This window comes from Microbacterium sp. 05T445, assembly GCF_056395865.1.
The window spans coordinates 811,464-837,095 of record NZ_JBFTKJ010000001.1 but is presented as its reverse complement, the minus strand read 5'-3'; the positions used below and the strand labels follow the sequence as shown (position 1 = coordinate 837,095).

Here is a 25,632-nt window from a genome sequence, read left to right as displayed (position 1 = left end):
GGGCTCGAACGTACCGTGGCTGCATGCGCATCCTGCACACCTCGGACTGGCACATCGGGAGGTCGTTCCACGGCCATTCCACCCTCGATGCGCTCCGCGGCGTGCTCGAGACGCTGGTGGCGCAGGTGCGCGACCACGGGGTCGACGCCGTGATCGTGGCGGGCGACGTCTTCGACTCCGCGACGCCCGCGGCCGGCGCCTACACGCTGCTGTCCGACATGCTGCGCGGGATCGCCGACGCGGGCGCGACGGTGATCGTCACCAGCGGCAACCACGACTCCGCGGCCCGGCTCGGCTTCCAGTCCGGCCTGCTGCGCGAGGGCGTGCACGTCATCACCGACCCCGCGACGGTGGGCACGCCCGTCACCCTCGCCGACCAGCATGGACCCGTGCACGTGTACGGCATCCCGTACCTCGAGCCCGTGCTGCTGCGCAGCGTCTGGCCGGGCGCGCGGACGCAGGCCGACGTGGTCGGGCACGCGATGGATCTGGTGCGCGAGGATGCCGCCGCCCGCGGCGGCCGGTCGATCGCGGTCGCTCACTGCTTCGCCGCCGGGGTCGAGCCGACCCCGCACCTGGAGCGCGACATCCAGCAGGGCGGCCTCGACATCGTGCCGCTGTCCACCTTCGACGGCGTCGACTACATGGCGCTCGGCCACATCCACGGCCGCCAGCAGCTGTCGCCGCGCGTGCGATACGCCGGCGCGCCGCTGCACTACAGCTTCGACGAGGGCGACAAGCCGCGGGGGTCGTGGCTGGTCGAGCTCGACGCCGGTGGGCTCGGTGCGGTCGAGTGGCTTCCGCTTCCGGTGCCGCGCGGGCTCACGACGCTGTCGGCCACCCTCGACGAGCTGCTCGCCGACGAGCGCTTCGCCGTTCACACGGGCGACTGGATCCGCGCCGAGTACACCGATGCGCTCCCGCAGCGCGACCCGATGCGGCGCCTGCTGGTCCGCTTCCCGTTCTGCGCCGAGGTGCGTCACACGCCCGTCGCGGTGCCCGCCGCCGACGCGCGCACGTACGCGCAGCGCGTGCAGGCTGCCCGCAACGACACCGAGCTCGTCGACGCGTTCCTCACGCACGTGCGCGACGGTGAGGGCGCATCGCCGCGCGAGGTCGAGCTGGTCACCGAGCTCCTGGAGGAGCGACGGCGCGTGGAGGCGAACGCGTGAGACTGCACCACCTCGAGCTCACCGGGTTCGGGCCGTTCCGCGAACGGCAGAGCGTCGACTTCGAGGCGTTCGAGCGCGACGGCATCTTCCTGATCGCGGGGCGCACCGGCGCGGGCAAGTCGAGCATCCTCGACGGCGTGTGCTTCGCCCTCTACGGCACCGTGCCGCGGTACGAGACGGGTGACAAGCGGCTCCGCAGCGACCACTGCGAGCCCGAGGACCCGACCGAGGTGCGGCTCGAGTTCACCGTCGGCGACCGCCGCTGGCGGGTCACCCGCGCTCCCGAGTATCAGCGTCCCGCGCGCCGCGGCGGCGGGCTGACGGCGGAGCCGACGCGGGCCGAGCTCGAGGAGCTCGTCGACGGCGTCTGGATCGGCCGCGCCGCGCGGCCGCGCGACGTCGGGCTCCTCCTCGACGAGGTGCTGGGGCTGAACGCGCAGCAGTTCCAGCAGGTGATCCTGCTGGCGCAGAACCGGTTCTCCCGGTTCCTGCTCTCCTCCGGCGCCGAGCGGCAGGCGCTGCTGCGTGCGCTGTTCGGTACGCGGCGGTACGAGGAGTACGCGCGCGAGCTGGGCGAGCGCAGCAAGAGCGCCCAGCGCGAACTCGACGCGCTCGGCGAACGCGCGCGCACACTGCTCGATCAGGCCGAACGCCTCATCGCGGCCGCTGCGCTGGTCCCCGACGCCGACGAGCCGGACGCCCCGGCCGACGCGGATCTGGCAGCCCGCCGAGCCGCGGTGGACCTCGCGCAGCAGCGCGCCGCCTACCGTCACGAGACCGTCGCACGCGAACGCGCCGACGCCGACGCGGCGCGCGTGGCCGCCGAGGCCGAGCACACGCGGCGCGTCGCGCTCGCGAAGGCGCAGGCCGAGCTCGCACACGCGCGGGAGCGGCTCGCCGCCCTCGACGAGGCGGCCGCGGGCATCGGCGACGATCGGGCCCGCCTCGCCCGCGCGCGGACGGCGGAGGTGCTGCGCGCCCCGCTGGAGGGGGCACGCCGCGCGCAGCGCACCGCGTCGGCAGCAGCGGAGGCGGCGGCTGTCGCCCAGGCCGCATGGGAGCAGGCGGCCGCCGGATCCGACATCCGCTCCACCGATCCCCCGGCGATCGTGGTCGAGCGGCTCACCGGCGAACTCGCGGTGTGGACGGCCGCGCTCGTCCAGGAGCGCGCGCTGCTGGCCGGCGAAGCACAGCTGAACGACGCCGCGACGCGCACGCGGCAGCTCGAGGCCGACCTCACAGCGCTCGACGCGCAGCGTGCCGCGGTACCCGCCGAGCTGGCACGGCTGGACGCCGAGATCGAGCAGCAGCGCGAGAGCGCGGCCGGCTGCGAACCGGCCCGCCACCGCCGCGATGAGACCGCGGCCCGGCTGGCCGCCGCCGAGGAGGCCGAGATCCTCGCGGTCGGGATGCGTGCCGCCGAGGTCGGGCATCGCGACGCCGCTGCCGCTGCCGCGGCCTCCGCCGCACTCGTCGCCACGCTGCTGCAGCGTCGGCTCGACGGCTACGCGGGGGAGCTCGCCGCGACGCTCCACGACGGCGCTCCGTGCGCCGTGTGCGGTTCGACGGATCACCCGGCCCCCGCGGCACCGGCGGACGAGCCCGTCACCGACGAGATGCTCGCGGCGGCCGAGACCTCGCGCGATGAGGCCGCAAGCCGAGAGCGCGGCGCTTCGGAGTCGGCGCAGGCGGCGCGCACGCGCCACGCCGCCGCAGCCGCCCGGGCGGGCGGCGAAGCTGCCGATGCGGTGCGGGAACAGCTCGCGGTCGCGACCGAGGCGCTCGCCGTTGCCGAGCGGGCGGTCCGCCGCCGCGACGATCTGGTGGCGCAGCGCACCCAGCTGGCCGCGCTCGACGACGAGGCCGCCGCTTCGCGCGCCGCGCTGGCCGAAGACCTCGACGCGGCCCGCGGCCGCGCGGTGGAGCTGGCGGCGACGGTCGAGACGGCGCGGCGGGCGGTGGACGACGCACGGGGCGACCATGCCAGCGTCGCCGCCCGCGTCGCGCACGCCACCACCGTCCGCGACGCGGCCAGGGCGGCCGCCGACGCCGGTGAAGAGGCACGCAGAGCAGTGGATGCCGCAGCCCTCGCGCGCGGCGAGGCCGACGAGCAGGTCGCGGCATCCGCCTTCGAGAACGCCGATGAGGTGATGGCCGCGCTGCTCACGCCCGACGCCGCCGACGCACTCGAGAAGGGGGTCGCCGCGCACGACGCGCAGCTGACCGCGACGCGGGCGAGACTGCTCGACCTCGAGCTCGAGCTGGCGGGCGCCCCCGACGACGCGGTCGACGTCGCCTCGTCGCAGTCGGCGCTGGCGGACGCCGACACGGCGCGGACGGCCGCTCTGCGCGCGGAGAGCGACGCGCGAACGCTCGTGGCGACGCTGCGCGACCTCGGAGTCCAGCTCGACGAGGCCTACGCGGGCATCGGGGCGCGCGCCGCCGACGCGGCGGCCATCGCCCGTCTGGCGGACACCGTGGCCGGTCGCGCCCCCAACACCATGAAGATGGATCTCGAGACGTTCGTGCTCGCCGCCGAGCTCGAAGAGATCGTCGCGGCGGCGAACGTGCGGCTCGGCGACATGTCGTCTGGGCGCTACCGTCTGCAGCACACCGATGCGCGCGCCGCCCGCGGCGCCGCCTCCGGGTTGGGGCTGGAGATCATGGACGCCTTCACCGGCCAGGCGCGCCCCGCCCAATCGCTGTCGGGCGGTGAGACGTTCCTCGCCTCGCTGGCGCTGGCGCTCGGTCTCGCCGAGGTCGTCACGGCACGCGCCGGGGGAGTGCGGCTGGACACCCTGTTCGTCGACGAAGGGTTCGGCTCGCTCGACGACGAGACCCTCGAGCTCGCCATGCGCACCCTCGACGAGCTCCGGCAGGGCGGCCGCACGGTCGGCGTCATCAGCCACGTCGCGGCCATGAAGGAGCAGCTGCCGGCACAGCTGGCGGTCGAGACGACGTCCGCCGGACCGAGCGTCATCCGCCAGGACGCCGACGCCCGCGTCTGACGAGGAGCTGCCCCCGCTCTCGCCCCGGGCGGGGACGCGCTGCCACTGCCCTGTCGCGAGCCGATGCAGGGGTGTATCGTTCGCGGCAGATCGCCGTCCTGGGGGACAGGGGATCCCGCCCGACCGCCGGCTCCGACCGGCCGCGGTGTTCGCCGCGCCCACCCGTCACGACGATGTACGGAGCCGACATGCGTTCCAAGACCTGGGGGCGTCGCGCCCTCGCCGCCTTCGCGGCATCCGCTCTTCTTCTCACCGGCACGCTCGCCGGCGCATCCGCGGCCAGCGCGGCGCCGCCGCCCGCCCAGATCACGCGCATGGCCGCGCTCGGCGACTCGATCACGCAGGCGGCGATGACGTGCTCGAGTCTGACGTCGTGTCCGTCGAACAGCTGGTCGACAGGGTCAGCGACAGCGGTCAACTCGCACTTCCTGCGGCTGCGCGCCGCGGGCGCCACGGCGCTCGTCACCAACAACGACGCCGTCTCGGGTGCCTCGTCGGCGGCTCTTCCCGCGCAGGCGCAGGCCGCCGTCGCGCAGGCCGCGCAGTATGTCACGATCGAGATCGGGGCCAACGACGCGTGCACCAGGACCGTCGCCGGGATGACGCTGACGACGACCTTCAAGGCCAATGTGCAGGCCGCCCTCGCCGCGCTGGCGGCGAGCCCGGCATCGCCCGAGATCTTCGTCGCGAGCATCCCGAGCCTGCAGCGACTGTACGACCTCAACAAGTCGAGCATCTCGGCGCGGCTCGCCTGGGCGCTTCTCGGGACGTGCCAGTCGATGCTCGCGAACCCGTCGAGCACGAGGGCCGCCGATGTACAGCGTCGTACGGCCGTGCAGCAGCGGGTGAACGAGTTCAACCAGGCGCTGTCGGAAGCGTGTGCGGCGACCGCGAAGTGCCGGTTCGACGGGTTCGCCGTCGCGAACTACGCGTTCGCCAAGTCGGACGTGTCCACGCGCGACTACTTCCACCCCTCGCTGTCGGGGCAGGCGACGCTCGCCGCGCTCACGTGGCCCAAGACCCAGTGGGTGTCATGAGCCGCTGAGGCGCGGCATCCGTGCGGCGTCCGATCCCTCGCGGGGGATCAGACGCCGTAGTCGGCGCGGACGCGGTCGCGCAGCTGGTGGCTGCACGCGGTGACGGCGGCGTGCCAGTCGGTGATCGCGCCGTCCTGGGCGCGGTCGGACACCGCCTTCAGCACGCGGATCGGCACGCCGTAGCGCTGCGCGACCCAGATGTAGGCGTAGGTCTCCATGTCGACCAGTCCGGCGCCCAGCGGCCGGATGACGGCCACCGCCTCGGCGTCGTCGACGAAGTGGTCGCCGGTGGCGATCGTCACGCCGTCGTCGCCGAGCTCCACCCGCGCCGGCAGCGACACGTGCTGGCCGACGATGCCGTCGATGTCGGTGACGTCGTGCTGGATCGCCGCGGCGATCTCGTAGACGGATGCCTCCAGCCGCGCGTCGATCGCGCCGGCGGTGCCGACCACCACGATCTCGTCGTAGGAGGCGTTCTCGAGCGCCCGGGTGAGCGCGTAGGTCGCCTGGAGTTTGCCGGGACCGGTGACGAGGCGGTCGAAGCCGGGCAACGGGTCGGGGAAGGCGACGAGCTCGGAATCGAGGGCGGCGACGAGAAGTCTCACCCTGCCATTGTCCCAGGTGTCCGCCGCACGGCGACCCGGGAACGTGCCGACCCGTCTCAGCCGCGCAGCGCGACAGGTCCCATGACCGGTCGACGACGATCGCGCACCCATCGGTCACGGCTGCCGCGGAACTCCTCGTGCGTCGTGAACCGGTAGCGGTACGACACCGCCCGCACCCACCGCGGCCGCTCGCCGGCGAAGGGGTCGTGCGCGAGCAGGCGCAGGGTGGGGGCATCCGCTTCCAGCAGCCGTACCAGGAACGCGGTGAACCAGTCGTCGAGCGAGCGGCCCAGCGGCAGGAACCACATCAGCCAGTCCAGGCGCAGGTGGTACGGCGCGAACTGGCGCGGTATGCGGCGCAGCTCGCCCGGCTTTCCCTTGAACGCGTACTCGCGCCAGGTCGCGGCATCGGGGTCGTCGTCGATGGTCCCCTCGATGACGATCTCGATGCGCTCCCTGGTGACCGTGCCGAACGCGCCGTACGCGTTGGCGAGCTGCCAGCGATGGAACGACGCGTTCATGAGCTGCCGCCGCGCGAACAGGTTCCGCAGCGGCCACCAGCTGAGCACGAGGTACAGCACCCCCACGGCGGAGGTCACGACCACCCAGGGCAGCGGCATCCCGTCGACGGTCCACGGCGGGTCGTCGGGCGGAGGGGAGGTGTCCGATGCGGCGCCGATCCCCGGCAGCCCGATCGCCGAGAACGCCAGCACGATCGTCGTCCAGTTCAGCCACGCGAAGTTGCCGGTGACGACCAGCCACACCTGCGTGGCGATGACGACGGCCGCCGCCGCCGCGCCGATCACGGCCGGCACCGGTCCCGGCACGAACAGGCCCAGCGCCGGCGCGAACAGGAACCACGGCACGACGAGCTGCGCGAAGTGATTGCCGAGCACCTCGCCCTTGTGGAACCAGCGGGGGAGCAGGTGCGCCTGCCGGCTGAGCGGACCGGGCATCGGCTGCGTCTCGTGGTGGAAGGTCAGCGCGGTGAGATCGCGCCATTCCCGGCCGCCACGGATCTTGATCATGCCGGCGCCGAATTCGAGCCGGAACACCAGCCACCAGAACAGCACGATCACGACGGTCGCCGGGGGCTGCGCGTCCGAGCCGAGGAACGCCGCGAGGAAGCCCGCCTCCAGCAGAAGCATCTCCCACCCGAAGCCGTAGAAGGTCTGGCCGATCGAGGTGATCGACATGTAGCCGAGCCACAGTGCCAGGAAGCACAGCATCGGCACCCACGGCGGAGCGAGCTGCGGGATGCCGGCCACCAGCGTCGCGGCGATCACGATGCCCGCGACGCACAGCGCGACCAGTCGCCGGTCGGTGTACCGCAGGTAGCGGAACAGGGTGGGATGCAGCAGCCGACGTCCTCGCTTCGACGAGTGCGCCCACGTGAGCAGGTCGGGCGCCGGCAGCAGCCCGTGCTCGCCCAGGAGCGGGCGGAACTGGTTCAGCGTGGACACGAACGCGACGAGGTACAGCGCAGCGATCCCCCGCTGCAGCACCTGCCGCGCGAACTCGAAGTCGACCGCCGCGAAGCCGCTCACGCCATCACCCCACGGCGAACAGGTCCTCGAGCTCGCGGCGCTCGCCGCTGTCGCGGAGCGCCTGGCGGGCGGCGTACCAGCCGGGCATGCCGGTGACCCCAGGGCCCGGGGGCGTCGACGCCGAGGCGAGGTACACGCCGCGCAGCGGCGTGCGCCACGGGGTCGGCGAGATCACCGGACGGCGGAACGCCTGCGCGAACGTGAACGCACCACCGAGGATGTCGCCTCCGATGTCGGCCGGGTTGTACGCGGCGCGCTCGGCCGCGGTCATGGCGTGGGTGGCGAGGATCCGCCGGCGGAACCCCGGCGCGAACCGCTCGACCTGGCGCACGACGAGCTCGGTCGGGTTCACCGTGGACCCCGCCGGCACGTGGATGTACGCCCACAGCACGTGGGACCCCCGCGGTGCGCGGGTGTCGTCCAGCACGCTCGGCTGCACCGCGAGCACGTACGGCCGGTCGGTGAGCTCGCCGCGGGCCACCGCGTTCTCGCTCGCCTCGATCTCCTCGCGTGTGCCGCCGAGGTGCACCGTCGGGGCCAGCGCGACGTCGGGGTTCGCCCACGGCACCGGTCCGTCCAGCGCGAAGTCGACCTTGGCCGCGGCCGGTCCGTACCGGTAGCGGCGCACCGCGGCGGCGTACCGCGACGGCAGCCGCGGGTGCGTGAGCAGCAGCCGCGGTGTGGTGTCCAGCAGCAGCAGGTCGCCGGCATCCGGATCGCCCCAGTCGAGGCCGTCGAGCGTCTCGACCCGCCGGCCCGTCTCGACCGTGCCGCCGTGCGCGCGCAGGTCGTCGACGAGCGCGTCGGCGATGGCCTGCGCCCCGCCGCGGGGGAACGCCCAGCCGTCCGCGGAGTGCCCGTGCGCTGCCAGGAACAGTCCCGAGGCGGCGGCGCCCACCGAGGGGAGGCGGGTGTTCGCGTGCGCGAGCACCCCCGCCAGCAGCGCGTTCGCCGCCTCGGTCGCGAACGTGCCGCGCCCGAGGCGCGTGCCCATCTGGAGCGCGCGCAGCCCGAACCGCACCGTGGTGACCGGATGCCGCGGCCACCGCAGCAGCTGCGACCCGGTGAAGTCGACGACCCCGCCCAGGTGGCTGCTCAGCGGGCGCACCACCGCACGCCACGCCCGGCCGTCCTTGCCGAGGGCGTCGGCGGTGCGTTCGATGTCGCGCCACGCGATGGCGGCGCGTCCGTCGTCCAGCGGCTGGGCGTACGACGCGCGGGGATGGATCCAGTCCACCCGGTCATGGATGCCGAACGCCCGGAGGAACGGCGACGACAGCGCCGCAGGGTGCACCGCCGAGCAGACGTCGTGGCGGAATCCCGGCAGCGTCAGCGCAGCGGTGCGGACGCCGCCGCCGATGCCGGACGCGGCTTCGAGCACGCGCACCTCGTACCCGGCGCGGGCGAGCGCCACCGCCGCGGACAGCCCGTTGGGCCCGCTGCCGACGACGGTCGCACGCCTGGCCATGACCCCATCCTGCCACCGGGCGGGGAGTGGGGCAGGTGCTCGACGCGCGCGATGGCGTGGCGCTTCCTCCGCGCTCGCCGCTTCGACAGGATGGAGGTGCGGACGGGCCGCGGAGAATGAGGTGGATCATGCAATCGGTGCTTCTCGAGACTCCGGCGGGCATCACGGCCAAGCTCGGATGGGACCCGACGCTTCCCGCCCACGACCGCAAGCGCGTGCTCGCGAAGGAGATCGTCGCGTCACGACTGGGCGTGGACCCCAAGGAGGTGCGGGTCGAGCGTGAGGCTCCGCGCACGTTCGGCTTCCACACGCAGCTCATCGCCGAGATCGGGGGTGCCGAGGTGCCGCTGAAGATCCGCAACGTCAACTTCCGGGCTGCCACCGTGGTGGCCGTGGCCGACCCCGATGCCGCGCTCGGCCTTGACCTGCGCGACGCGCACCCCGACGACGCCGAGCTGCACCTGATGAAGCGGCACTCGCACCTGTTCGACGAGAACGACCTGGGCAAGCTCCTGGCCCACTGGACGCGTGTGCAGGCCGTGCGGGATGCCGACGGCCGCGGTGCGCGGGTCGCCGCCGATCACGTCCGCCTCGACAGCCCGCTGACGAAGGGCTGGATCCCCGACCGGAAGGTCTTCTACCAGCTGGCCGATCTGTCGCGCGACAGCTGGATCATCACGCTGGCCTACACGCAGTCGCCGGCGTGAGCCGCGGCCCGCTCAGTCCTCGACGAGCTCGGGGAGGGCGGTCTTCAGCTCGGCCAGCCACACCCGGGCGTTGCCGTCGGACGGCGCGCGCCAGTCGCCGCGCGGCGACAGCGAACCGGCCGGCGACACCTTGGGGCCGTTCGGGATCGCCGAGCGCTTGAACTGCGCGAACGCGAAGTAGCGCTTGAGGAACACCTGCAGCCATTTCGCGACGGTGGGCAGGTCGTACGCGTAGCGGTCCTCGTCGGGGAAGCCGGGGGGCCAGGCGCCCGCCTGGGCGTCTCCCCACGCGTGCGCCGCGAGGTACGCGATCTTCGACGGCCGGAACCCGTAGCGGAGGATGTGGAACAGCGCGAAGTCGTGCAGCGCGTAGGGCCCGATGCGGTCCTCGGTGGACTGCATCTTCCCGTCCTGCCCCGCGGGCACGAGCTCGGGCGAGATCTCGGTGTCGAGCACCGACTGCAGCACCTCCGCCTCGCGGTCGTCGACGCCTTCGCGTTCGGAGATCACCCAGCGGATGACGTGCTGGATGAGCGTCTTGGGCACGCCGGCGTTGACCGCGTAGTGGCTCATGTGGTCGCCGACGCCGTACGTCGCCCAGCCGAGCGCGAGCTCGGACAGGTCGGAGGTGCCGATCACCATGCCGCCGTGGTGGTTGGCGAGGCGGAAGAGGTAGTCGGTGCGCAGGCCCGCCTGCACGTTCTCGAACGTGATGTCGTGCACCGGCTCGCCGTCGGCGAAAGGGTGTCCGAGGCGTTCGAGCATCTCGATGGCGAGCGGGCGGATGTCGATCGTCTCGATCGAGGCGCCCACCGACTCCGCGAGCGCGATGGCGTTCGACTTCGTGTGCTCGCTCGTCGCGAAGCCCGGCATCGTGTAGGCGAGGATGTCGCTGCGCGGACGGCCCATGAGGTCCATGGCGCGGGCGACCACGAGCAGCGCGTGCGTCGAGTCGAGGCCGCCTGACACGCCGATCACCGGCTTCGGGCCGCCGATCGCGCGCATGCGCTGCACGAGCCCGGAGACCTGGATGTTGAACGCCTCGTAGCAGTCCTGCGCGAGGCGCGCCGGGTCGTCGGGGACGAACGGGAACCGGTCGAGCGTGCGGCGCAGGCCCACGTCGGTCTGCGGCGGGTCGAGCCGGAAGTGGACGGTGCGGAAGCCGGCATCCGCCCCCGTCGCCCGCCGGTTGTCGTCGAACGTGCCCTGGCGCAGCCGGTCCTGCCGCAGCCGGTCGAGGTCGACGTCGGCGATCGAGCGGCGCGGCCCGTCGGGGAACCGCTCGGTCTCGGCGAGCAGGTTGCCGCCCTCGTAGATCATCGTCTGGCCGTCCCACGACAGGTCGTTCGTGGACTCGCCGCTGCCGGCCGCGGCATAGGCGTAGGCGGCGAGGCAGCGCAGCGACTGCGACTGCACGAGGTCTTTGCGGTCCTCGGCGCGCGCGATCGTGATCGGGCTGCCGCTGAGGTTGAGCAGCACCGTCGCGCCCGCCAGCGCGGCGCTCGACGACGGCGGGATCGGCACCCAGACGTCCTCGCAGACCTCGGCGTGCACGACGAGGCCGGGGACGTCCAGCGCCTCGAAGAGCAGGTCGGGGCCGAACGGCGCCTCGAGGCCGCCGACGCGGATGTCCTGCCCGGCCTGGTCGTCGCCCGGCGCGTACCAGCGCCGCTCGTAGAACTCGCGGTAGGTCGGCAGGTACGACTTCGGCGCGACGCCGAGCAGCTCACCGCGGTGGATCACGACGGCGCAGTTGTAGAGGCGGTTGCGGTGGCGCAGCGGCGCGCCGACGACGAGTACCGGGAGCAGATCCACGGATGCCTCGACCAGCCGCTCGATCGCGACCACGGCGGCGTCGATCACGGGGTCCTGCATCACGAGGTCGTCGATGGCGTACCCGGTCAGGCACAGCTCGGGGAAGACCGCGACGGCGACCGCGTCGGCGTCGCAGACGCGTGCCGCCTCGAGCACCGCGTCGGCGTTGGCGGCCGGGTCCGCGATCGAGACCGGGATCGTGCACGCGGCGACGCGGGCGAACCCGTGCCGATACGCGCTGTCGAAGGGCAGGCTCATGGGCTCCAGTCTGGCAGGTGGGCTGCAAGGGGTGTCGGATGCCGCGGCGCAGCGGCGGGTGCGTTGTCGGTCGTCGCGGTTACTGTCGAGGTGGGCCCACGCGCCCCGACAACAACCGCGCAGCGCGAAGCGATGCGCGCAGCGGGCGTGGGGAGGAGAAGGGCGGGGAATGCGATACATCGAGGACGAAGGCCGGATCGTCTGGAGCGCGAGCGATCTCAAGACCGCGGCGGAGTGCGAGTTCGCGTGGTTGCGCGCGATCGATGCGCGGCTCGGCCGCATCGCCCCGGTCGAAGAGCCAGAAGACCTCACCCTCGAGCGCGCCGGGCGCCTGGGCACCGTGCACGAGCGCCGTGTGCTCGACGACTACGTCGCACGCTACGGCGACCGGGTCGCCGTGATCCCCGAGACCCGATCGTCGGATGCCGCGGCCCTCGCCGAGGCGGTCGCCCTGACGAACGCGGCCCTCGCCTCGGACGCCGAGGTGGTCTATCAGGCGGCGTTCGCGACCGAGTCCTTCGTCGGCTTCGCCGACTTCCTGGTGCGCGACGCCGCCGGCCGCTGGCTCGTGCAGGACACCAAGCTGGCGCGCCATGCCCGGGTCACCGCGCTCATGCAGCTGGCCGCCTACGTCGCCCAGCTCGACCGTCTGGGCGTGCCGCGCTCCGACCGGGTGCAGCTGCTGCTCGGCGACGGCAGCGTCAGCGAGCACGAGGTCGACGACCTGCTGCCGGTGTTCGGGCTGCGCCGCGAACGTCTCGCGGCGCTCATCGCCGACCGCCGCCTCGACCTCGGTGCGTCGGGCGAGCCGATCGCGTGGGGCGACGAGCGCGGCGACCTCGGCGTCGTCGCGTGCGGGCGCTGCGCGACGTGCGACGCCGAGGTGGTGGCATCCCGCGATCTGCTGCTCGTGGCCGGCATGCGTCCGGTGCAGCGCGAGCGGCTGCGGGCCGCGGGCGTCGAGACGATCGAGCAGCTCGCCGCGGCGGCGAGCGGGCCGGCGGGCATGAACCCCGACGTCTTCGCCTCGCTGCGCACGCAGGCGCGCCTGCAGCTCGAGAGCCCGGCGGGCACGCCGCCGCTGATCGCGCCGAAGCCGCACGAGGTGGCGGTCGTCGAGTCCGCGATCACCGGCGACGGCGCCGTCGTCGCGCAGACGACGATGGCCGCGGTGCTCGAGGCCCCGCCGGTCCCGGTGTTCGAGGTGGTGGCGCCGACGGCGCTGGGCGCGCTGCCGCGGCCCGACCACGGTGACCTGTTCTTCGACTTCGAGGGCGACCCGCTGCACACCGAGCCGCCCGCGCCGGGCGAGCCCACGCAGTGGGGCATCGACTACCTGTTCGGCTGGGTCGACACCCGCGAGCAGTACACGGCGCTGTGGGCGCACTCGTTCGCCGACGAGAAGCGGGCGCTCGAGACGTTCCTCGACATCGTGAACATGCGCCGGCAGCAGTTCCCCGGCATGCACATCTACCACTACGCGCCCTACGAGCCGACGCACCTGCTCGCCATGGCCGCACGCCACGGCGTCCGCGAGGCCGACGTCGACCGGCTGCTGCGCGACGGCGTGTTCGTCGACCTGTACCCGATCGTGCGCAGGGCGCTGCGGGTGGGCTCGCGGTCGTACTCGATCAAGAAGCTCGAGCCGCTGTACATGGGCGACGAGGTGCGCACCAGCGACGTGCAGAAGGGCGACGACTCGATCGTCCGGTACGTCGAGGCGCGCGCGCTGCAGGCCGACGGCGCCGAGGCGGAGGCATCCGTCGTCCTCGACGACCTCGCCGACTACAACCGCTACGACTGCGTCTCGACCCGGCGCCTGCGGGACTGGCTGGTCGACCGCGCCCGCGAGGCGGCCCTCGTGCCCTCGCCGAACCCCGAGCCCGACGAGCGCGCCTACGAGCCGTCGGCGCGGGCCACGGTCCTGGACGCACTGGCGCTCGATCACCCGGCCGACTCCGTCGCCGGGCGCTCGCTGCGCCTGGGCGCCGCCGCCATCGACTACTACCCGCGCGAGGCGAAGTCGTTCTGGGCGACGCACTTCCTGCGGCTGCGCGAACCCGTCTCGCTGTGGGACGAGACGCGCGACGTCGTGGCGATCGATCCCGCGCGCAGCCGCGTGCGCGAGGACTGGCACTTCCTCGAGAGCGGCAGGGGCGGCGAGCGTCGCATCGTCGAGCTGCGCGGCGACCTCGCGCCGGGCACCCGGCTGAGCGAGGGCACGTCGCCGTTCGCGCTGTACGAGCTTCCCGCGCCGTACCCGTACGACGCGTCGCCCCGCTGGATCCACTCGGCCCGGTCCGTCACCGTCGTCGAGGTGCTCGACGACGGTGCCGTGATCGAAGAGACCGCGGTCGACGGCGTGACGTGGAGCGAGCTGCCGCTCGCGTTGACGCCATCGGCGCCGCCCGCCGCCGGCAACCAGCAGGCGGCCATCGACGCGTGGGCGGATGCCGTCATCGCTGCGGCGCCCGAGCTTCCGGCCGACCCGGCCACCGACATCCTGTGCCGGCGGCCGCCGCGTACGCTCACGGGCTCGCTCCCGGCCGCAGGGGAAGACACCGTCGACGCCATCGCCCGCGCGGTGCGCGACCTCGACCGCAGCTACCTCGCGGTGCAGGGTCCTCCGGGCACCGGCAAGACCTACGTCGGGTCGCACGTGATCGCCCGGCTCGTGCGCGACCACGGCTACAAGGTCGGCGTCGTGGCGCAGGGCCACGCCACCATCGAGCACCTCCTCGACCGCGTCATCGCGGCGGGTGTGCCGGCGGTGCAGGTGGCGAAGGCCCCGAAGGACCCGGACGCGCCGCATGCGTTCACCGTGATCCCCAAGAACGGGGTGGCGGCGTTCACGGCCGAGCAGGAGGCATCCGGCTACGTCGTCGGCGGCACTGCCTGGGACTTCAGCCACCAGGGCCGCATCCCGCGGGGCGGCCTCGACCTGCTGGTCGTCGACGAGGCGGGGCAGTTCTCGCTCGCGTCCACCATCGCCGTCTCGCTCGCCGCGCCCCGGCTGCTGCTGCTCGGAGACCCGCAGCAGCTGCCCCAGGTGAGCCAGGGCACCCATCCGGCGCCCGTCGACACGTCGGCGCTGGGGTGGGTCATGGACGGCGCCGACGTCATCCCCGCCGAGTACGGCTACTTCCTCGCCGAGACCCGCCGCATGCGGCCCGAGGTCGCCGCACCGGTCTCGACGCTCTCGTACCGCGGCGAGCTCGCCGCGCACCCGTCGACGGCGCTGCGCCGGATCGACGGCATCCCCGCCGGTCTCGTGCCGATCGCACTGCGCCACCACGGCAACGCCACGCAGTCGCTCGAAGAGGCCGACGAGGTCGCGCGTCTCGTCGCCGACCTCGTCGGCCGGGAGTGGACGGATGCCGCCACGGACGACGCCGACGGATCGTCGACGGCGCTGCCGACGCGGCCCCTCGAGCAGCGCGACCTCATCGTCGTCACGCCGTACAACGCACAGCAGGTCGCGGTGGAGGCCGCGCTCGCCGCGGCCGGGTTCCCCGACGTGCCCGTCGGCACGGTCGACAAGTTCCAGGGCAAGGAGGCGGCAGTGGCGATCGTCTCGCTCGCCGCCTCGAGCGGGCGCGACGCGCCCCGCGGGCTCGAGTTCCTGCTGCTGCGCAACCGGCTGAACGTGGCGATCTCGCGCGCGATGCACACCGCGTACCTGGTGTACTCGCCGGGCCTGCTCGACGACCTGCCATACACGCCGGAGGGCGTCGCCCGGCTCAGCGGTTTCGCGCGACTCGTCGGTCGCGGGTGACCGCCGCGTAGACTCGCGCACACGCCGCCCCGCGACGACCACCGGCGTCCTGCACCGGTGATCCGCGGCACACGCCCGCCCGAACAGGAGCACGCATGGCCGACGACGCACCGCAGCAGTTCGAGATCGACCTCCCGCCCGAGCTCATCGGCGGCAACTACGCCGACTTCGCGAACGTGTGGCACACGCCGACCGTGTTCGTGATGGACTTCCTGACCTTGGCTCAGCCGCCGCGCGAGCAGGTCGATGCCGAGACGGGGCAGCGGCACACCGTGGTGCCGGCGCGCGTGGTGAGCCGCATCCGGATCCCACCGGACCAGGTGTTCGAGCTGGCGAAGGCCCTCACCCAGCAGCTGGAGTTCTGGGAGCGCGAGACCGGCCGCCGCCCTCCGCAGGAGCCGTCGCTCGGCGACTGAACGCCCGCGCGCCGCCCGCCGTAGGTGCGGCCGGGCGCGCTGTCAACCCCGTTGGGGGTGGAGGGTGCGCCGCATACCGTTGACCATGCGTCCTTCGGGGCGCGTGGCGCGGCATCCGTTCGGCGAGGGGCGGGTGCCGCACCGCGCCGCCGCGGTATCACCCCGCAGCGTCCCGCCTCTGTCACACGGAGGGGGACGCCATGACCAGGGACGACGGGCCGCTGACGGCGGCGAGGCCGGTGACGGCGGCCGAGGGCGAGGCGGCGGATGCCGTCGCTCCGCGTCGCGGACCGGTGTTCTGGATCGTCCGGTACCTGCCCGCCGAGGTGTCCGGCACCGCCGCGATGGTGGCGGCGGGGATGGTCGCCGCGGTGTGGACCGACGTGCCGGCGCTCATCGCGGTGGTGGCGCTGATCGCCGAGATCGTCGGCTTCTACCTGGTGCTGGCCTTCGTGATCTACGTCGAGCAGGCGCGCGTGACGCCGTCGCGACGCCGCGCCGTCGGGCGCACTCTCGTGCTGCTGGTCGCCGAGTTCGGCACGGCCGAGCTGCTCGACACGCTGGTCGTGCGCCCCGCGGCGCTGATGCTGGGCGTGTGGCTGGTCCCCGACCCGGTCTGGGGGATGCTCGCGGGCAAGGTCGCCGCCGACATCGTGTTCTACGCGGTCGCCGCCGGCGCCTTCACGATCACCGCGAAGACCGGCCTGCGCGGGCCGCGTCGCGCGCCGAAGCCCCGGGCGGTGACCCCGTGAACCTGGGCACCCTGCGCCGCGAGCCCCGCACGACGCAGCGGTTTGCGCAGCGACGGCGGGCCGAGGCATCCGCTCTGCTGGCGACCGACGCCGCGCGCGCGGCGCTCGCGCTGCACGGCACCCCGCTGCTGCTGCTGGACCCGCGGATCGTCGAGCGGCAGTATCGCCGCCTGCAGCGCGCCCTGCCGTTCGTCGGCTTCCACTACGCGATGAAGGCGCTCGCGCACGAGACGGTGCTCGAAGTCCTCGACGACGCCGGGTGCGGTTTCGACGTCGCGAGCGGACAGGAGCTGGCGATGCTGACGCGCCGCGGCGTCGATCCGTCGCGGATCATCCACACCCACCCCGTGAAGAAGCCCGCCGAGATCGCCGAGGCGCTGGCGGCGGGCGTGCGCACGTTCGTGGTCGACAACGAGACCGAGATCGACAAGTTCCTCGGAGCGCCGGCCGACACGCGGCTGCTCGTGCGGCTCTCGTATCGCAGCCCGCACGCCGGCAGCGACCTGTCGAGCAAGTTCGGCGTCGGGCCGTTCGAGGCCGCGCACCTCGTAGAGCGGGCGCTCGCGGCAGGGGTGCGCGTCGCCGGGTTCAGCTACCACGTGGGCAGCCAGCTCGACGATCCGCCGCGGTTCGCCTCCGCCGCGGCAAACACCCTCGAGCTCATGGGCATCCTCGAGCGGCGGCTCAACGTGCAGTTCGACACCCTCGACATCGGGGGCGGCTTCCCGGCCTCGTACGACACCGAGACGGCGGCGGTCGACGACGTCGGTGCGGCACTGCGGCGCGTGCTCGCCCCGCACGTGCGCCGGCTCGACATCATCGCGGAGCCGGGACGGATCATGGTCGCCGACGCGATGACCCTCGTCACGAGCGTCGTGGGCATCGCCGAGCGCGACGACGGCCGCTGGTACTACCTCGATGACGGCCTCTACGGCTCGTACTCGAACGTGCTCACCGAAGACGTGCACCCGCTGGTGTTCGCCGAACGCGACCCCCGGGGAGCGGATGCCTCGTCGGCAGCGCACGAGCGGAACACCGGCGGTGCGGGCCACCGCTGGGCGACGCTCGCCGGTCCGACGTGCGACTCATCGGACGTGATCGCCCGCGAGGTGCTGCTCCCCGACCTGCGGGTGGGGGACCTCCTGGTGAGCCCCACGATGGGTGCGTACACGACGGTCACGGCGTCGCGGTTCAACGGGCGTCCGTTCACCCCGGTCGCCGTCGTCGGTCGCGGTCCCGCGACGCGACGGGTCGCGCCGGCCGCAGAGCCCTACCGCCTGCCGATCGTGTGACGGAAGCGGCGTCAGCCGCGGGGTGCCTGTCGCCCGAAGGGGACCGGTACCGCGGTGTCCGGACTCGGCGGGCGCCGCGGCTGCGGGATTCAGACGGTGCCGTAGAGGCGGTCGCCGGCGTCGCCGAGCCCGGGAACGATGTAGCCCTTCTCGTTGAGCCGCTCGTCCAGCGCGCCCAGCACGAGGGTCACGTCGCGCCCGGCCACCTGCTTCTCGATCGCGGCGACGCCCTCGGGCGCTCCGAGGATGCAGATCGCGGTGACGTCCTGCGCGCCGCGGTTGAAGAGGAACTCGATCGCGGCTCCGAGCGAGCCGCCCGTGGCGAGCATGGGGTCCAGGACGAAGCACTGGCGGTCGCTCAGGTCGTCGGGCAGGCGCTCCGCGTACGTCGAGGGCTCGAGCGTCTCGTGGTCGCGGACCATGCCGAGGAAGCCGACCTCGGCGGTCGGGATGAGCTTGACCATGCCCTCGAGCATGCCGAGGCCGGCGCGCAGGATCGGCACGACCAGGGGGCGCGGCTCGTCGATGCGGACGCCCATCGTCGTGGTGACGGGGGTCTGGATCTCGATCGGGGCCACGCGGACGTTGCGGGTCGCCTCGTACGCGAGGAGCGTCACGAGCTCTTCGGTCAGCTGGCGGAACACCGGCGACGGCGTGCGCTGGTCGCGCAGCACCGTGAGCTTGTGGGTGATGAGGGGGTGGTCGGCGACGTGCAGGCGCATACGCCCAGGGTAGTGCGTCGGGGGCCGCGCGCCCGTGGCGAGTTCGCAGGGCGGCTACCCTCGTCGTGTGAACGTGCCTCCCGCCGACCTCGCCGCGATGCGACGCGCGCTCGCCCTCGCGGCAGCGGCGGGGGAGTCCGGCGACGTGCCGGTGGGGGCGGTGGTGACGGATGCCGCGGGCCGGGTGATCGGCGAAGGCCGCAACCTCCGCGAGCTCGAGCACGATCCCACCGCGCACGCCGAGATCGTGGCGCTGCGCGCAGCGGCGGCCGCCGTGGGATCGTGGAACCTCGAAGGGTGCACGCTCGTGGTCACCCTCGAGCCGTGCGTGATGTGCGCGGGCGCGGTGCTCCAGTCGCGCATCTCGCGGCTCGTGTTCGGCGCGTGGGACGACAAGGCGGGCGCCGCCGGGTCGGTCTACGACGTGGTGCGCGACCGCCGTCTGCCCTACCGCGCCGAGGTCGTGGCCGGCGTGCTCGAGGTCGAGGCATCCGCTCTCCTGCGCGCGTTCTTCGACGCGCGGCGCTGACGCGGAAGCGGGGGTCCGCACACCGGGCAACCGGGGGTCTGCACCCTGCCGAGGCTGCGGACGCAGGCCTAGCGTGACGGACGTGACCCGCCTCATCGAACCCGTCCGCAGCGCGCCGGCCGTCGCGCGGCCCGGCGGCATCCGCTCCCGCATCGGGTGGCTGTTCGTGCTGCTGACGGCGATCGGCATCGTCGCCTTCGCCGCCGTGCCGTATTTCACGGCTTCGCTGCAGGACCTCGCGGGGCGGGGCGTCGGCCTGGCGCCGACCTACGCCGCGGTCGCTCCGTTCGTGCAGGGAGCCCTGTACGTCCACATCGCGGGCGGCGCCGTCGCGCTCGTCACCGGGCCGCTGCAGTTCTGGCGCGGCCTGCGCACCCGGGCGCCGCGCGTGCACCGCTGGACGGGTCGCGTGTACCTCGTCGCCGTCGCCGTCGGAGCGGTGGCGGGCCTCATCATCGCGCCGTCGAGCCCCGCCGGCTACGTCGGCTTCTTCGGGTTCGGTGCGCTCGCCGTGCTGTGGTTCGTCACCGCGTGGCGCGCGTACCGGGCGATCCGGCACCATGACGTGCCGAGCCACCGGGCGTGGATGATCCGCAACTTTGCCCTCACCTACGCGGCCGTCACACTCCGGATCTGGCTGCCGCTGCTGCTGCTGGCACCGCTCGCGCTCGGGCGGCCGTGGGAGTTCGACGCGGCGTTCGCGAACGCCTACGCGGCCGTGCCGTTCCTGTGCTGGCTGCCCAACCTCGTGTTCGCCGAGTGGCTCATCCGACGCCGCGGGCTGCCCTCGTACCGGCTGCCGGTGTGAGCCGCCGCCCGATCAGCGGGGGAGGTGGGGCAGCACCTCGGCACCGAGGAACTCGACATGGTCGGGGTCCTGCTGATCCAGGAGCTGGAAGTACACCCGCTCGACACCGAACGAGCGGTAGAACTCGATCCGCCGGCCGATCTCGTCGGCGTCGCCGACGATGTTGACGCCGTCGCGCACGTCCTCGAGGGTCTTGCCGATGCGCGCGGCCCGGCGCGCGACTTCCGCGTCGTCGCGCCCGGCGAAGGTCGACATCGCGATCGACAGCCGCACGGTGCCGGGATCCCGACCGATCCGCTCGCATGCGGCGTGCAGGTTGTCGATGCGCTCCTGGATCTCGTGGTCCTCGGGGAACCCGATGTTGTACTCGCGGCCGAATCGCGCGACGAGGTCGGGCGTGCGCCGCGGACCGCCGCCGCCGATCACGACGGGCAGCGGCCGCTGCACCGGCTTGGCCAGGGCGGGCGCCTCGACGAGCCGGTAGTTGCGGCCGTCGAACGAGTACGTCTCGCCCGCGGGGGTCGCCCACAGGCCCGTCACGATCTCGAGCTGCTCCTCCAGCAGGTCGAACCGCTTGGCGGGGAACGGGATGCCGAAGGCCCGGTGCTCCCGTTCGAACCAGCCGGCGCCGAGGCCCAGCTCGATGCGCCCGCCCGACATCTGGTCGATCTGCGCGACCTGGATCGCGAGGATCCCGGGGTGGCGGAAGGTGACCGGCGAGACGAGCGTGCCGAGCCGGATGCGGGAGGTCTCGCGGGCGAGCCCGGCCAGCGTCGTCCAGGCGTCGGTGGGGCCGGGCAGTCCGTCGCCCATGCCGCTCAGGTAGTGGTCGGAGCGGAAGTACCCGGTGAAGCCGAGCCGCTCCGCGGCCTGGGCGTAGGCGAGCTGGTCGGCATAGGTGGCACCGAGGTGGGGCTCGGTGAAGACGCAGTACTCCACGGCGGATCTCCGGTGATCGAGGTCGGACCCGGTCGGCGGCGCGTGGCCGCTGCGGTGCGGGTTCAGTCGGCGGACTTGATGACGAACTCCGACGTCGGAGGCGTCGGGTCATCGCCCGGGCGGTAGATGTCGGGCTCGAGGTAGATGATGCGCGCCGCCGGCACCGCCGCGCGGATGCGCGCCTCGACGCGGTCGATGTCGCCGGCGATGTGGGCAAGCGGCGCGTCCGAGGCGAAGCCGAGCTTCGCGGCCACCAGCAGCTCGTCCGGGCCGAGGTAGAGCGTCTTGATGTGGATGAGCTTCTCGACCTCGGGCCCGCTCTCGATGGCGTCGACGATGCGCTCGTGATCGGCATCCGTCGCGCCTTCGCCGACCAGCAGGCTCTTGGTCTCGATGCCGAGCACGATCGCGATGAGGATCAGCAGCGTGCCGATCATCAGCGTGCCCAGCGCGTCGAAGACCGGGTTGCCGGTGATGACGGTGAGCCCGACGCCGAACAGTGCGAACACGAGGCCGATGAGCGCGCCGACGTCCTCGAGCAGCACGACGGGGAGCTCGGGGGCCTTCGCGTGACGCACGAACGACACCCACGACTGGCCCTTGCCGCGCACGTGGTTGCTCTCGCCGACGGCGGTGCGCAGCGAGAACGACTCCAGGCCGATGGCGACGACGAGCACCACGATCGGCAGCCACCACCACTTCTCGTCGAGGCCGTGCGGGTGGGTGAGCTTCTCGACGCCCTCGTAGATGGCGAACAGGCCGCCGACCGAGAACAGGATGATCGAGACGACGAACGCGTAGACGTACCGCTCGCGGCCGTAGCCGAAGGGGTGCTCGCGGTCCGCGGCCTTCTTCGCCTTGCGGCCGCCGAGCATGAGGAGCAGCTGGTTGCCGGAGTCGGCGACCGAGTGGATCGCCTCGGCGAGCATCGAGGCCGAGCCCGACAGGAACCACGCGATGAACTTCGCCAGGGCGATGCCCATGTTCGCCAGGAACGCCGCGAGGATCGCCTTGCCGCCACCGGAAGCACTCATGCCGACGAGTCTACGGATGCTTCGTCTCGTTCCTCGCTCCGCACGAGTGCCGCGGCGGCGCCTCGTAACCGCGCGGAGGCGCTCAGTCCGACGAGCGCAGGATGATCGCCTCGGTCGGAGGAGCCGGGTTGTGCGGGTGCCCCACGTACCCGATCACCTCGAGCAGCGCGTGACGGAACTCGGCGGGACGCTCGAGGTGCGGCGAGTGGCCGACGCCTTCGAGGCTCACCTCGGCGACCTCCCCGCCCGCGTCGGCGTAGCGGCCCAGCACGTCACGGGTCTGCGACACCATCTCCTGCGCCGGGGCGACCTCGTCGCCGGGCCACCCGGGGACGATACCCAGCTTGCCGAGGTTGTTGAAGTCGTAGAACGACGCGTCCGACACGATCGCGTCTGCGGTGCCGTGGATCCACAGGATCGGGGGCTTCAGGGGAAGGTCGACGATGCCCGACACATCGAAGTGCTTCGGGGCCATCGTGTTGAGCACGCCGATGTCGCCGGCGCCGAACCCGGGCCAGTTCTCGCTCGTCACGGCATCGCCGGGGTAGTTGCCGGTGGCCGTCGACGTCGTGAGCATCGACTCGACCCACACGTCCTCGACCTCGGCCTCGGTCTCGTACCCGGAGGAGACGTAGCCCGAGCGGAAGACGCTGCGCGGTGAGGTCGGGGCCTCGTCGGTCGTGTCGTGGTCGATCAGGCGCTGCACGAAGTCGGGGTTGGCGCCCCCGCCGCCGCAGCCGGCGTCGTCGTCGGTGAGTCGCGAGCCGTCGCGGCGCGTGCCGCCGAATCCGTACGGCGACACGGGCGACTGCAGGGTGAGGCTCAGCGTCGGGTGGTCGAGCGCGTACTGCATCACGACGCCGCCGCCCATCGACCACCCCACGAGGTGGGCGGTCGGGATGCCGAGCGCGGCGAGCGTCGCGCGCACGTCGTCGCTGAAGTCCCGCACGCCGCGGGTGGCGTCGATCGGTGCGTGCTCGGTGTCGCCGAACCCGCGCAGGTCGATCGCGAGCACCCGCAGGTCGTGCGGGAGATCCTGCATGATCTCCTGCCAGAACAGCGACGACGAGACGTTCCCGTGGATGAAGACCACCGTGCGCTCAGGCGGGGTGGCCGGATCGTCGGCGGTGCGCTCCAGCACGTTGACGGTCAGATCGGGCGTCTCGACGCTGCGCGCTGCGATGCCGTCGAAGAGGGTCATGTCGGGTGCCTCCCACGTCCTGCGGGAGCCCCTGCGCCCCCGTACTCCGAGAATAGACCGGCGCGCCCGCTTTGTGAACCAGCTTTCATGTTCCAGGGGTCCCCGGCGCGGCGATGACCCGCGCCGCGTCGGTGGGCCGCTGTCAGGCGTCGCCGCCGCCCGCGGCGGGCTGTCCGGTGTAGAACGCGTAGGTGTTGTCGGCGGCGCGCGCGGCGGAGGCGGCATCCGCGCCGTCGGCGGCATGCGCGGCTCCCCACGCGTCCGCCGCGCCGCGGTAGAACGCCCTGCCCTCGTCGGTGAACGCCCAGGCCTCGGCCTCGGCGGGTGTCGGGCCGTCGCCTCCGGCCAGGTGCAGGGCGAGGCCGAGCAGCCCGCCGTCCCAGCCGACCCCGGTGGCGCCGGGGCCGTAGGTGTCCCAGAACTCCGACGGCACCTCGTCCGCGTGGGCGACGTGCTCGAGCTCGAAGCGGGTCGCATCGGCGCCCTCCGCCGTCAGCCTCACGGTGAGCCAGGTCACCCCGCCGCCGAACTCCCAGGTCGCCTTGTAGTGCGCCGACCCGTTCGCGGGCGGCGCGCATTCCTGGATCTGCCCGCCGGCGTTCCCCTCGACCTGGTAGCGGCCGCCGAGGGCGAGTTCGCCGGAGACGGGCTGGAACCAGCGCGCGATGCGCTCGGCGCGGGTGACGGCGTCCCACACGTCGTCGATCGGCGACGGATACGTCTGCGCCAGCGTCTGCACGCGAGACGGGAAGCCGTCGATGTCCTCGTTCTGGATCTCGCGCGTGACCGCGTCGAGCTGGGCGGATACGTCGACCATGTCAGTCCTCCTGGGGTTCGGTGGGGTCGGATTCTTCGGGGTCGGCATCCTCGCCCCGTTCGGCGGCCAGGCGCCGTTCGCGGCGTCCGCGGGCGAGCTCGGTGCCGAGCGCGTCGAGGTGCGGCTGCCAGAACCGGCGGAACGGGTCGAACCATGCCGCCGCGTCCTCCAGCGGCTGGGGGGCGATCGCGTAGAGCCGCCGGACGCCTTCGGGGCGCACGGTCGTGAACCCCGACTCGCGCAGCACGCGCAGGTGCTGCGAGACCGCGGGCTGCGAGATGCCGAACGCGCGCTGGACGTCCTCGCCGATCTCGCCGGCGCTGCGCTCGCCCTCCGCGAGGAGTTCGAGGATGCGGCGCCGGACCGGGTCGCCGAGGATGTCGAGTGCGTGCACGCCTCCATGATTGCGCGTTGACTTATATAAGTCAAGGATGATTGAGGAGTCCGGCGCCGAGACGCGCTCGTAGGATGACGCCATGGCTGCAGACACCTCCGCCCTCCCGCCCATCGCGATCCTCGGCGCCGGCTCGATGGGCGGCGCGATCGCGCGCGGCCTCTCGCGCTCGGGCCTGGCCGCGGGTGGAGTGACGACCACCAATCGGTCGCTCGCGAAGGCGGCCGAGCTCGACGGGCTCGCCGGCGTCACGAGTGTGGCCCTCGAGGCGAGCCCCGGCGGGAACACGGATGCCGCCGCCGCGGCGGGCGTCGTGCTGGTGGGCGTGAAGCCGGCCATGGTGCCCGACCTGCTGCGCGAGATCGCACCGGCGCTGCGGCCGGGCACGGTCGTCGTCAGCCTCGCCGCGGGCGTGACGATCGAGACGTTCGAGTCAATCCTCGGCGAGGGCGTCGCGGTGCTGCGCTCCATGCCGAACACGCCCGCCCTGGTGGGGCGCGGTGTCACCGGTCTCGCGGCGGGCTCGCGTGCCGACGCCGAGGCCGTGGCGACCGTGCGCCGGCTCTTCGAGACCGTCGGCACCGTGGTCGAGGTGCCCGAGTCGCAGATCGACGCCCTGTCGACGATCTCGGGCTCCGGTCCCGCCTACTTCTTCCTGCTGGTCGAGGAGTTCACCAAGGCCGCCATCGGCAAGGGGTTCGCCGAGCCCGAGGCCCGGCTCATGGCCGAGCAGACGTTCATCGGTGCGGCCGCGCTGCTGGAGGCATCCGCAGACGACCCCGCCGAGCTGCGCCGACGGGTCACGAGCCCCAAGGGCACGACGGAGCGCGCCGTCGCGGTGCTGCAGGAGGCCAGGCTCGACGACGTCTTCGCCGCGGCGACCGACGCGGCCCTCGCGCGTGCGAAGGAGCTCGCCGCCGGCGCGTGAGCGCGGCGCGTCAGCTCGCTTTCGAGCGGTCCATCCACCACTCGGTGAACGAGTCCGCGCGCCCGTCCGGGGCGAGCGACACCACCCACAGGTTGGCGTAGTCGGTGCCGGAGGCGTACCGGGTCTCGCCCTGGATGAACGCGAACCGGCCGTCCACGCCGATCACGCGGCCCTCGAACGTCCAGGTGCCCGGGTCGTCCTTGCGCGCCAGCCACGACGCCACGATGGCGTCTTGATCGCGCAGCGGCTCGGACCAGGGCTCGTAGCGGTACACGGCGTCCTCGGTGAAGACGGCGCGGATGTCGTCGGCGTCGTTGGATGCCCACGCCCGGCGGTAGCCGTCGAGCCAGCGCTCGGCATCCGCGACGATGCTCTCTCGATCGCTCATGCGGTCAGTCTGCCGCCCGG

At 73.1% G+C, this 25,632-nt stretch carries 22 protein-coding genes; 11 read left to right on the top strand and 11 right to left on the bottom strand.

Annotated features, from left to right (window positions below):
• Nucleotides 1–23 precede the first annotated feature (23 nt).
• The 3 genes from AC1DDU_RS04035 (at nucleotide 24) to AC1DDU_RS04025 (ending at nucleotide 5,217) form a co-directional block, all read left to right on the top strand.
• Nucleotides 24–1,172 (top strand): exonuclease SbcCD subunit D, encoded by a 1,149-nt coding sequence (locus AC1DDU_RS04035; RefSeq protein WP_477431356.1) that lies wholly within the window; start codon nucleotides 24–26, stop codon nucleotides 1,170–1,172.
• Entirely contained in the window at nucleotides 1,169–4,180 is a 3,012-nt protein-coding gene (locus AC1DDU_RS04030) for an AAA family ATPase (protein ID WP_477431354.1), read from the top strand. The genes AC1DDU_RS04035 and AC1DDU_RS04030 overlap by 4 nt, the downstream gene beginning before the upstream one ends.
• Nucleotides 4,181–4,368: 188 nt before the next feature.
• Nucleotides 4,369–5,217 (top strand): SGNH/GDSL hydrolase family protein, encoded by an 849-nt coding sequence (locus AC1DDU_RS04025; RefSeq protein ID WP_477431352.1) that lies wholly within the window; start codon nucleotides 4,369–4,371, stop codon nucleotides 5,215–5,217.
• Between the two features lie 47 nt (nucleotides 5,218–5,264).
• On the opposite strand, the gene AC1DDU_RS04020 is transcribed toward AC1DDU_RS04025, so the two are convergent.
• Genes AC1DDU_RS04020 through AC1DDU_RS04010 form a run of 3 tightly spaced genes read right to left on the bottom strand, consistent with a single transcriptional unit; the run spans nucleotide 5,265 to nucleotide 8,837 of the window.
• Nucleotides 5,265–5,822, bottom strand: a complete 558-nt coding sequence (locus AC1DDU_RS04020) for a phosphorylase family protein (RefSeq protein ID WP_477431350.1) — start codon at nucleotides 5,820–5,822, stop codon at nucleotides 5,265–5,267.
• 56 nt (nucleotides 5,823–5,878) lie between these two features.
• Nucleotides 5,879–7,369, bottom strand: a complete 1,491-nt coding sequence (locus AC1DDU_RS04015) for a lipase maturation factor family protein (RefSeq protein ID WP_477431348.1) — start codon at nucleotides 7,367–7,369, stop codon at nucleotides 5,879–5,881.
• 4 nt (nucleotides 7,370–7,373) lie between these two features.
• Nucleotides 7,374–8,837 carry a phytoene desaturase family protein gene (locus AC1DDU_RS04010; RefSeq protein ID WP_477431346.1) on the bottom strand — a complete coding sequence of 488 codons (1,464 nt, stop codon included), beginning with the start codon at nucleotides 8,835–8,837 and terminating at the stop codon, nucleotides 7,374–7,376.
• Nucleotides 8,838–8,965: 128 nt separating this feature from the next.
• On the opposite strand from AC1DDU_RS04010, the gene AC1DDU_RS04005 reads away from it, so the two are divergent.
• On the top strand, nucleotides 8,966–9,544 hold the full coding sequence (locus tag AC1DDU_RS04005; protein ID WP_477431344.1) for a hypothetical protein: 579 nt from the start codon (nucleotides 8,966–8,968) through the stop codon (nucleotides 9,542–9,544).
• Nucleotides 9,545–9,556: 12 nt separating this feature from the next.
• Here AC1DDU_RS04005 and AC1DDU_RS04000 read toward each other — a convergent pair whose 3' ends face one another.
• A complete protein-coding gene (locus AC1DDU_RS04000) occupies nucleotides 9,557–11,617 on the bottom strand; it encodes an NAD(+) synthase (RefSeq protein WP_477431342.1) in 2,061 nt (686 codons plus the stop codon).
• A gap of 169 nt (nucleotides 11,618–11,786) precedes the next feature.
• Between AC1DDU_RS04000 and AC1DDU_RS03995 the strand changes: the two genes are divergently transcribed.
• The 4 genes from AC1DDU_RS03995 (at nucleotide 11,787) to AC1DDU_RS03980 (ending at nucleotide 17,852) form a co-directional block, all read left to right on the top strand.
• Complete coding sequence (locus AC1DDU_RS03995; RefSeq protein ID WP_477431340.1) at nucleotides 11,787–15,392, top strand: TM0106 family RecB-like putative nuclease; 3,606 nt, start codon at nucleotides 11,787–11,789, stop codon at nucleotides 15,390–15,392.
• Between the two features lie 95 nt (nucleotides 15,393–15,487).
• Entirely contained in the window at nucleotides 15,488–15,808 is a 321-nt protein-coding gene (locus AC1DDU_RS03990) for a DUF3467 domain-containing protein (protein ID WP_477431338.1), read from the top strand.
• Nucleotides 15,809–16,008: 200 nt separating this feature from the next.
• Entirely contained in the window at nucleotides 16,009–16,560 is a 552-nt protein-coding gene (locus AC1DDU_RS03985; protein ID WP_477431336.1) for a hypothetical protein, read from the top strand.
• Nucleotides 16,557–17,852, top strand: coding sequence for a type III PLP-dependent enzyme (locus AC1DDU_RS03980; protein WP_477431334.1), 1,296 nt, complete (start codon nucleotides 16,557–16,559; stop codon nucleotides 17,850–17,852). The genes AC1DDU_RS03985 and AC1DDU_RS03980 overlap by 4 nt, the downstream gene beginning before the upstream one ends.
• Nucleotides 17,853–17,941: 89 nt before the next feature.
• On the opposite strand, the gene upp is transcribed toward AC1DDU_RS03980, so the two are convergent.
• On the bottom strand, nucleotides 17,942–18,574 hold the full coding sequence (gene upp / locus AC1DDU_RS03975; protein WP_477431332.1) for a uracil phosphoribosyltransferase: 633 nt from the start codon (nucleotides 18,572–18,574) through the stop codon (nucleotides 17,942–17,944).
• 97 nt (nucleotides 18,575–18,671) lie between these two features.
• Between upp and tadA the strand changes: the two genes are divergently transcribed.
• Together tadA and AC1DDU_RS03965 are read left to right on the top strand one after the other, a co-directional pair.
• Nucleotides 18,672–19,103 (top strand): tRNA adenosine(34) deaminase TadA, encoded by a 432-nt coding sequence (tadA, locus tag AC1DDU_RS03970; RefSeq protein ID WP_477433414.1) that lies wholly within the window; start codon nucleotides 18,672–18,674, stop codon nucleotides 19,101–19,103.
• A gap of 82 nt (nucleotides 19,104–19,185) precedes the next feature.
• Entirely contained in the window at nucleotides 19,186–19,911 is a 726-nt protein-coding gene (locus AC1DDU_RS03965) for a DUF2306 domain-containing protein (protein ID WP_477431330.1), read from the top strand.
• A 12-nt stretch (nucleotides 19,912–19,923) separates the two neighbouring features.
• Here AC1DDU_RS03965 and AC1DDU_RS03960 read toward each other — a convergent pair whose 3' ends face one another.
• The 5 genes from AC1DDU_RS03960 to AC1DDU_RS03940 all read right to left on the bottom strand — a co-directional run bounded on the left by AC1DDU_RS03960 (nucleotide 19,924) and on the right by AC1DDU_RS03940 (nucleotide 24,296).
• Nucleotides 19,924–20,850, bottom strand: a complete 927-nt coding sequence (locus AC1DDU_RS03960) for an LLM class F420-dependent oxidoreductase (RefSeq protein ID WP_477431328.1) — start codon at nucleotides 20,848–20,850, stop codon at nucleotides 19,924–19,926.
• Between the two features lie 62 nt (nucleotides 20,851–20,912).
• The gene (locus AC1DDU_RS03955) at nucleotides 20,913–21,884 is read right to left on the bottom strand and encodes a cation diffusion facilitator family transporter (RefSeq protein ID WP_477431326.1); all 972 of its coding nucleotides are present in this window, start codon (nucleotides 21,882–21,884) and stop codon (nucleotides 20,913–20,915) included.
• Between the two features lie 82 nt (nucleotides 21,885–21,966).
• Complete coding sequence (locus tag AC1DDU_RS03950) at nucleotides 21,967–23,085, bottom strand: alpha/beta fold hydrolase (RefSeq protein ID WP_477431324.1); 1,119 nt, start codon at nucleotides 23,083–23,085, stop codon at nucleotides 21,967–21,969.
• Between the two features lie 142 nt (nucleotides 23,086–23,227).
• Nucleotides 23,228–23,902 (bottom strand): SRPBCC domain-containing protein, encoded by a 675-nt coding sequence (locus AC1DDU_RS03945; RefSeq protein WP_477431322.1) that lies wholly within the window; start codon nucleotides 23,900–23,902, stop codon nucleotides 23,228–23,230.
• 1 nt (nucleotide 23,903) lies between these two features.
• The gene (locus tag AC1DDU_RS03940; protein ID WP_477431320.1) at nucleotides 23,904–24,296 is read right to left on the bottom strand and encodes an ArsR/SmtB family transcription factor; all 393 of its coding nucleotides are present in this window, start codon (nucleotides 24,294–24,296) and stop codon (nucleotides 23,904–23,906) included.
• 82 nt (nucleotides 24,297–24,378) lie between these two features.
• On the opposite strand from AC1DDU_RS03940, the gene proC reads away from it, so the two are divergent.
• Nucleotides 24,379–25,224: a pyrroline-5-carboxylate reductase gene (gene proC, locus AC1DDU_RS03935; RefSeq protein ID WP_477431318.1), complete on the top strand. Its 846-nt coding sequence runs from the start codon at nucleotides 24,379–24,381 to the stop codon at nucleotides 25,222–25,224.
• 10 nt (nucleotides 25,225–25,234) lie between these two features.
• Here the strand turns inward: proC and AC1DDU_RS03930 are convergent, their stop codons facing one another.
• The gene (locus AC1DDU_RS03930; protein WP_477431316.1) at nucleotides 25,235–25,612 is read right to left on the bottom strand and encodes a YybH family protein; all 378 of its coding nucleotides are present in this window, start codon (nucleotides 25,610–25,612) and stop codon (nucleotides 25,235–25,237) included.
• Nucleotides 25,613–25,632 lie beyond the last annotated feature (20 nt).

Bases quoted from the DNA above. Each gene is read 5' to 3' on its own strand.
- AC1DDU_RS04035 (WP_477431356.1), top strand. From the start codon at position 24: ATGCGCATCCTGCACACCTCGGACTGGCACATCGGGAGGTCGTTCCAC.
- AC1DDU_RS04025 (WP_477431352.1), top strand. From the start codon at position 4,369: ATGCGTTCCAAGACCTGGGGGCGTCGCGCCCTCGCCGCCTTCGCGGCA.
- AC1DDU_RS04010 (WP_477431346.1), bottom strand. From the start codon at position 8,837: ATGGCCAGGCGTGCGACCGTCGTCGGCAGCGGGCCCAACGGGCTGTCC.
- AC1DDU_RS04005 (WP_477431344.1), top strand. From the start codon at position 8,966: ATGCAATCGGTGCTTCTCGAGACTCCGGCGGGCATCACGGCCAAGCTC.
- AC1DDU_RS04000 (WP_477431342.1), bottom strand. From the start codon at position 11,617: ATGAGCCTGCCCTTCGACAGCGCGTATCGGCACGGGTTCGCCCGCGTC.
- AC1DDU_RS03995 (WP_477431340.1), top strand. From the start codon at position 11,787: ATGCGATACATCGAGGACGAAGGCCGGATCGTCTGGAGCGCGAGCGAT.
- AC1DDU_RS03990 (WP_477431338.1), top strand. From the start codon at position 15,488: ATGGCCGACGACGCACCGCAGCAGTTCGAGATCGACCTCCCGCCCGAG.
- AC1DDU_RS03985 (WP_477431336.1), top strand. From the start codon at position 16,009: ATGACCAGGGACGACGGGCCGCTGACGGCGGCGAGGCCGGTGACGGCG.
- upp (WP_477431332.1), bottom strand. From the start codon at position 18,574: ATGCGCCTGCACGTCGCCGACCACCCCCTCATCACCCACAAGCTCACG.
- tadA (WP_477433414.1), top strand. From the start codon at position 18,672: ATGCGACGCGCGCTCGCCCTCGCGGCAGCGGCGGGGGAGTCCGGCGAC.
- AC1DDU_RS03955 (WP_477431326.1), bottom strand. From the start codon at position 21,884: ATGAGTGCTTCCGGTGGCGGCAAGGCGATCCTCGCGGCGTTCCTGGCG.
- AC1DDU_RS03950 (WP_477431324.1), bottom strand. From the start codon at position 23,085: ATGACCCTCTTCGACGGCATCGCAGCGCGCAGCGTCGAGACGCCCGAT.
- AC1DDU_RS03945 (WP_477431322.1), bottom strand. From the start codon at position 23,902: ATGGTCGACGTATCCGCCCAGCTCGACGCGGTCACGCGCGAGATCCAG.
- proC (WP_477431318.1), top strand. From the start codon at position 24,379: ATGGCTGCAGACACCTCCGCCCTCCCGCCCATCGCGATCCTCGGCGCC.
- AC1DDU_RS03930 (WP_477431316.1), bottom strand. From the start codon at position 25,612: ATGAGCGATCGAGAGAGCATCGTCGCGGATGCCGAGCGCTGGCTCGAC.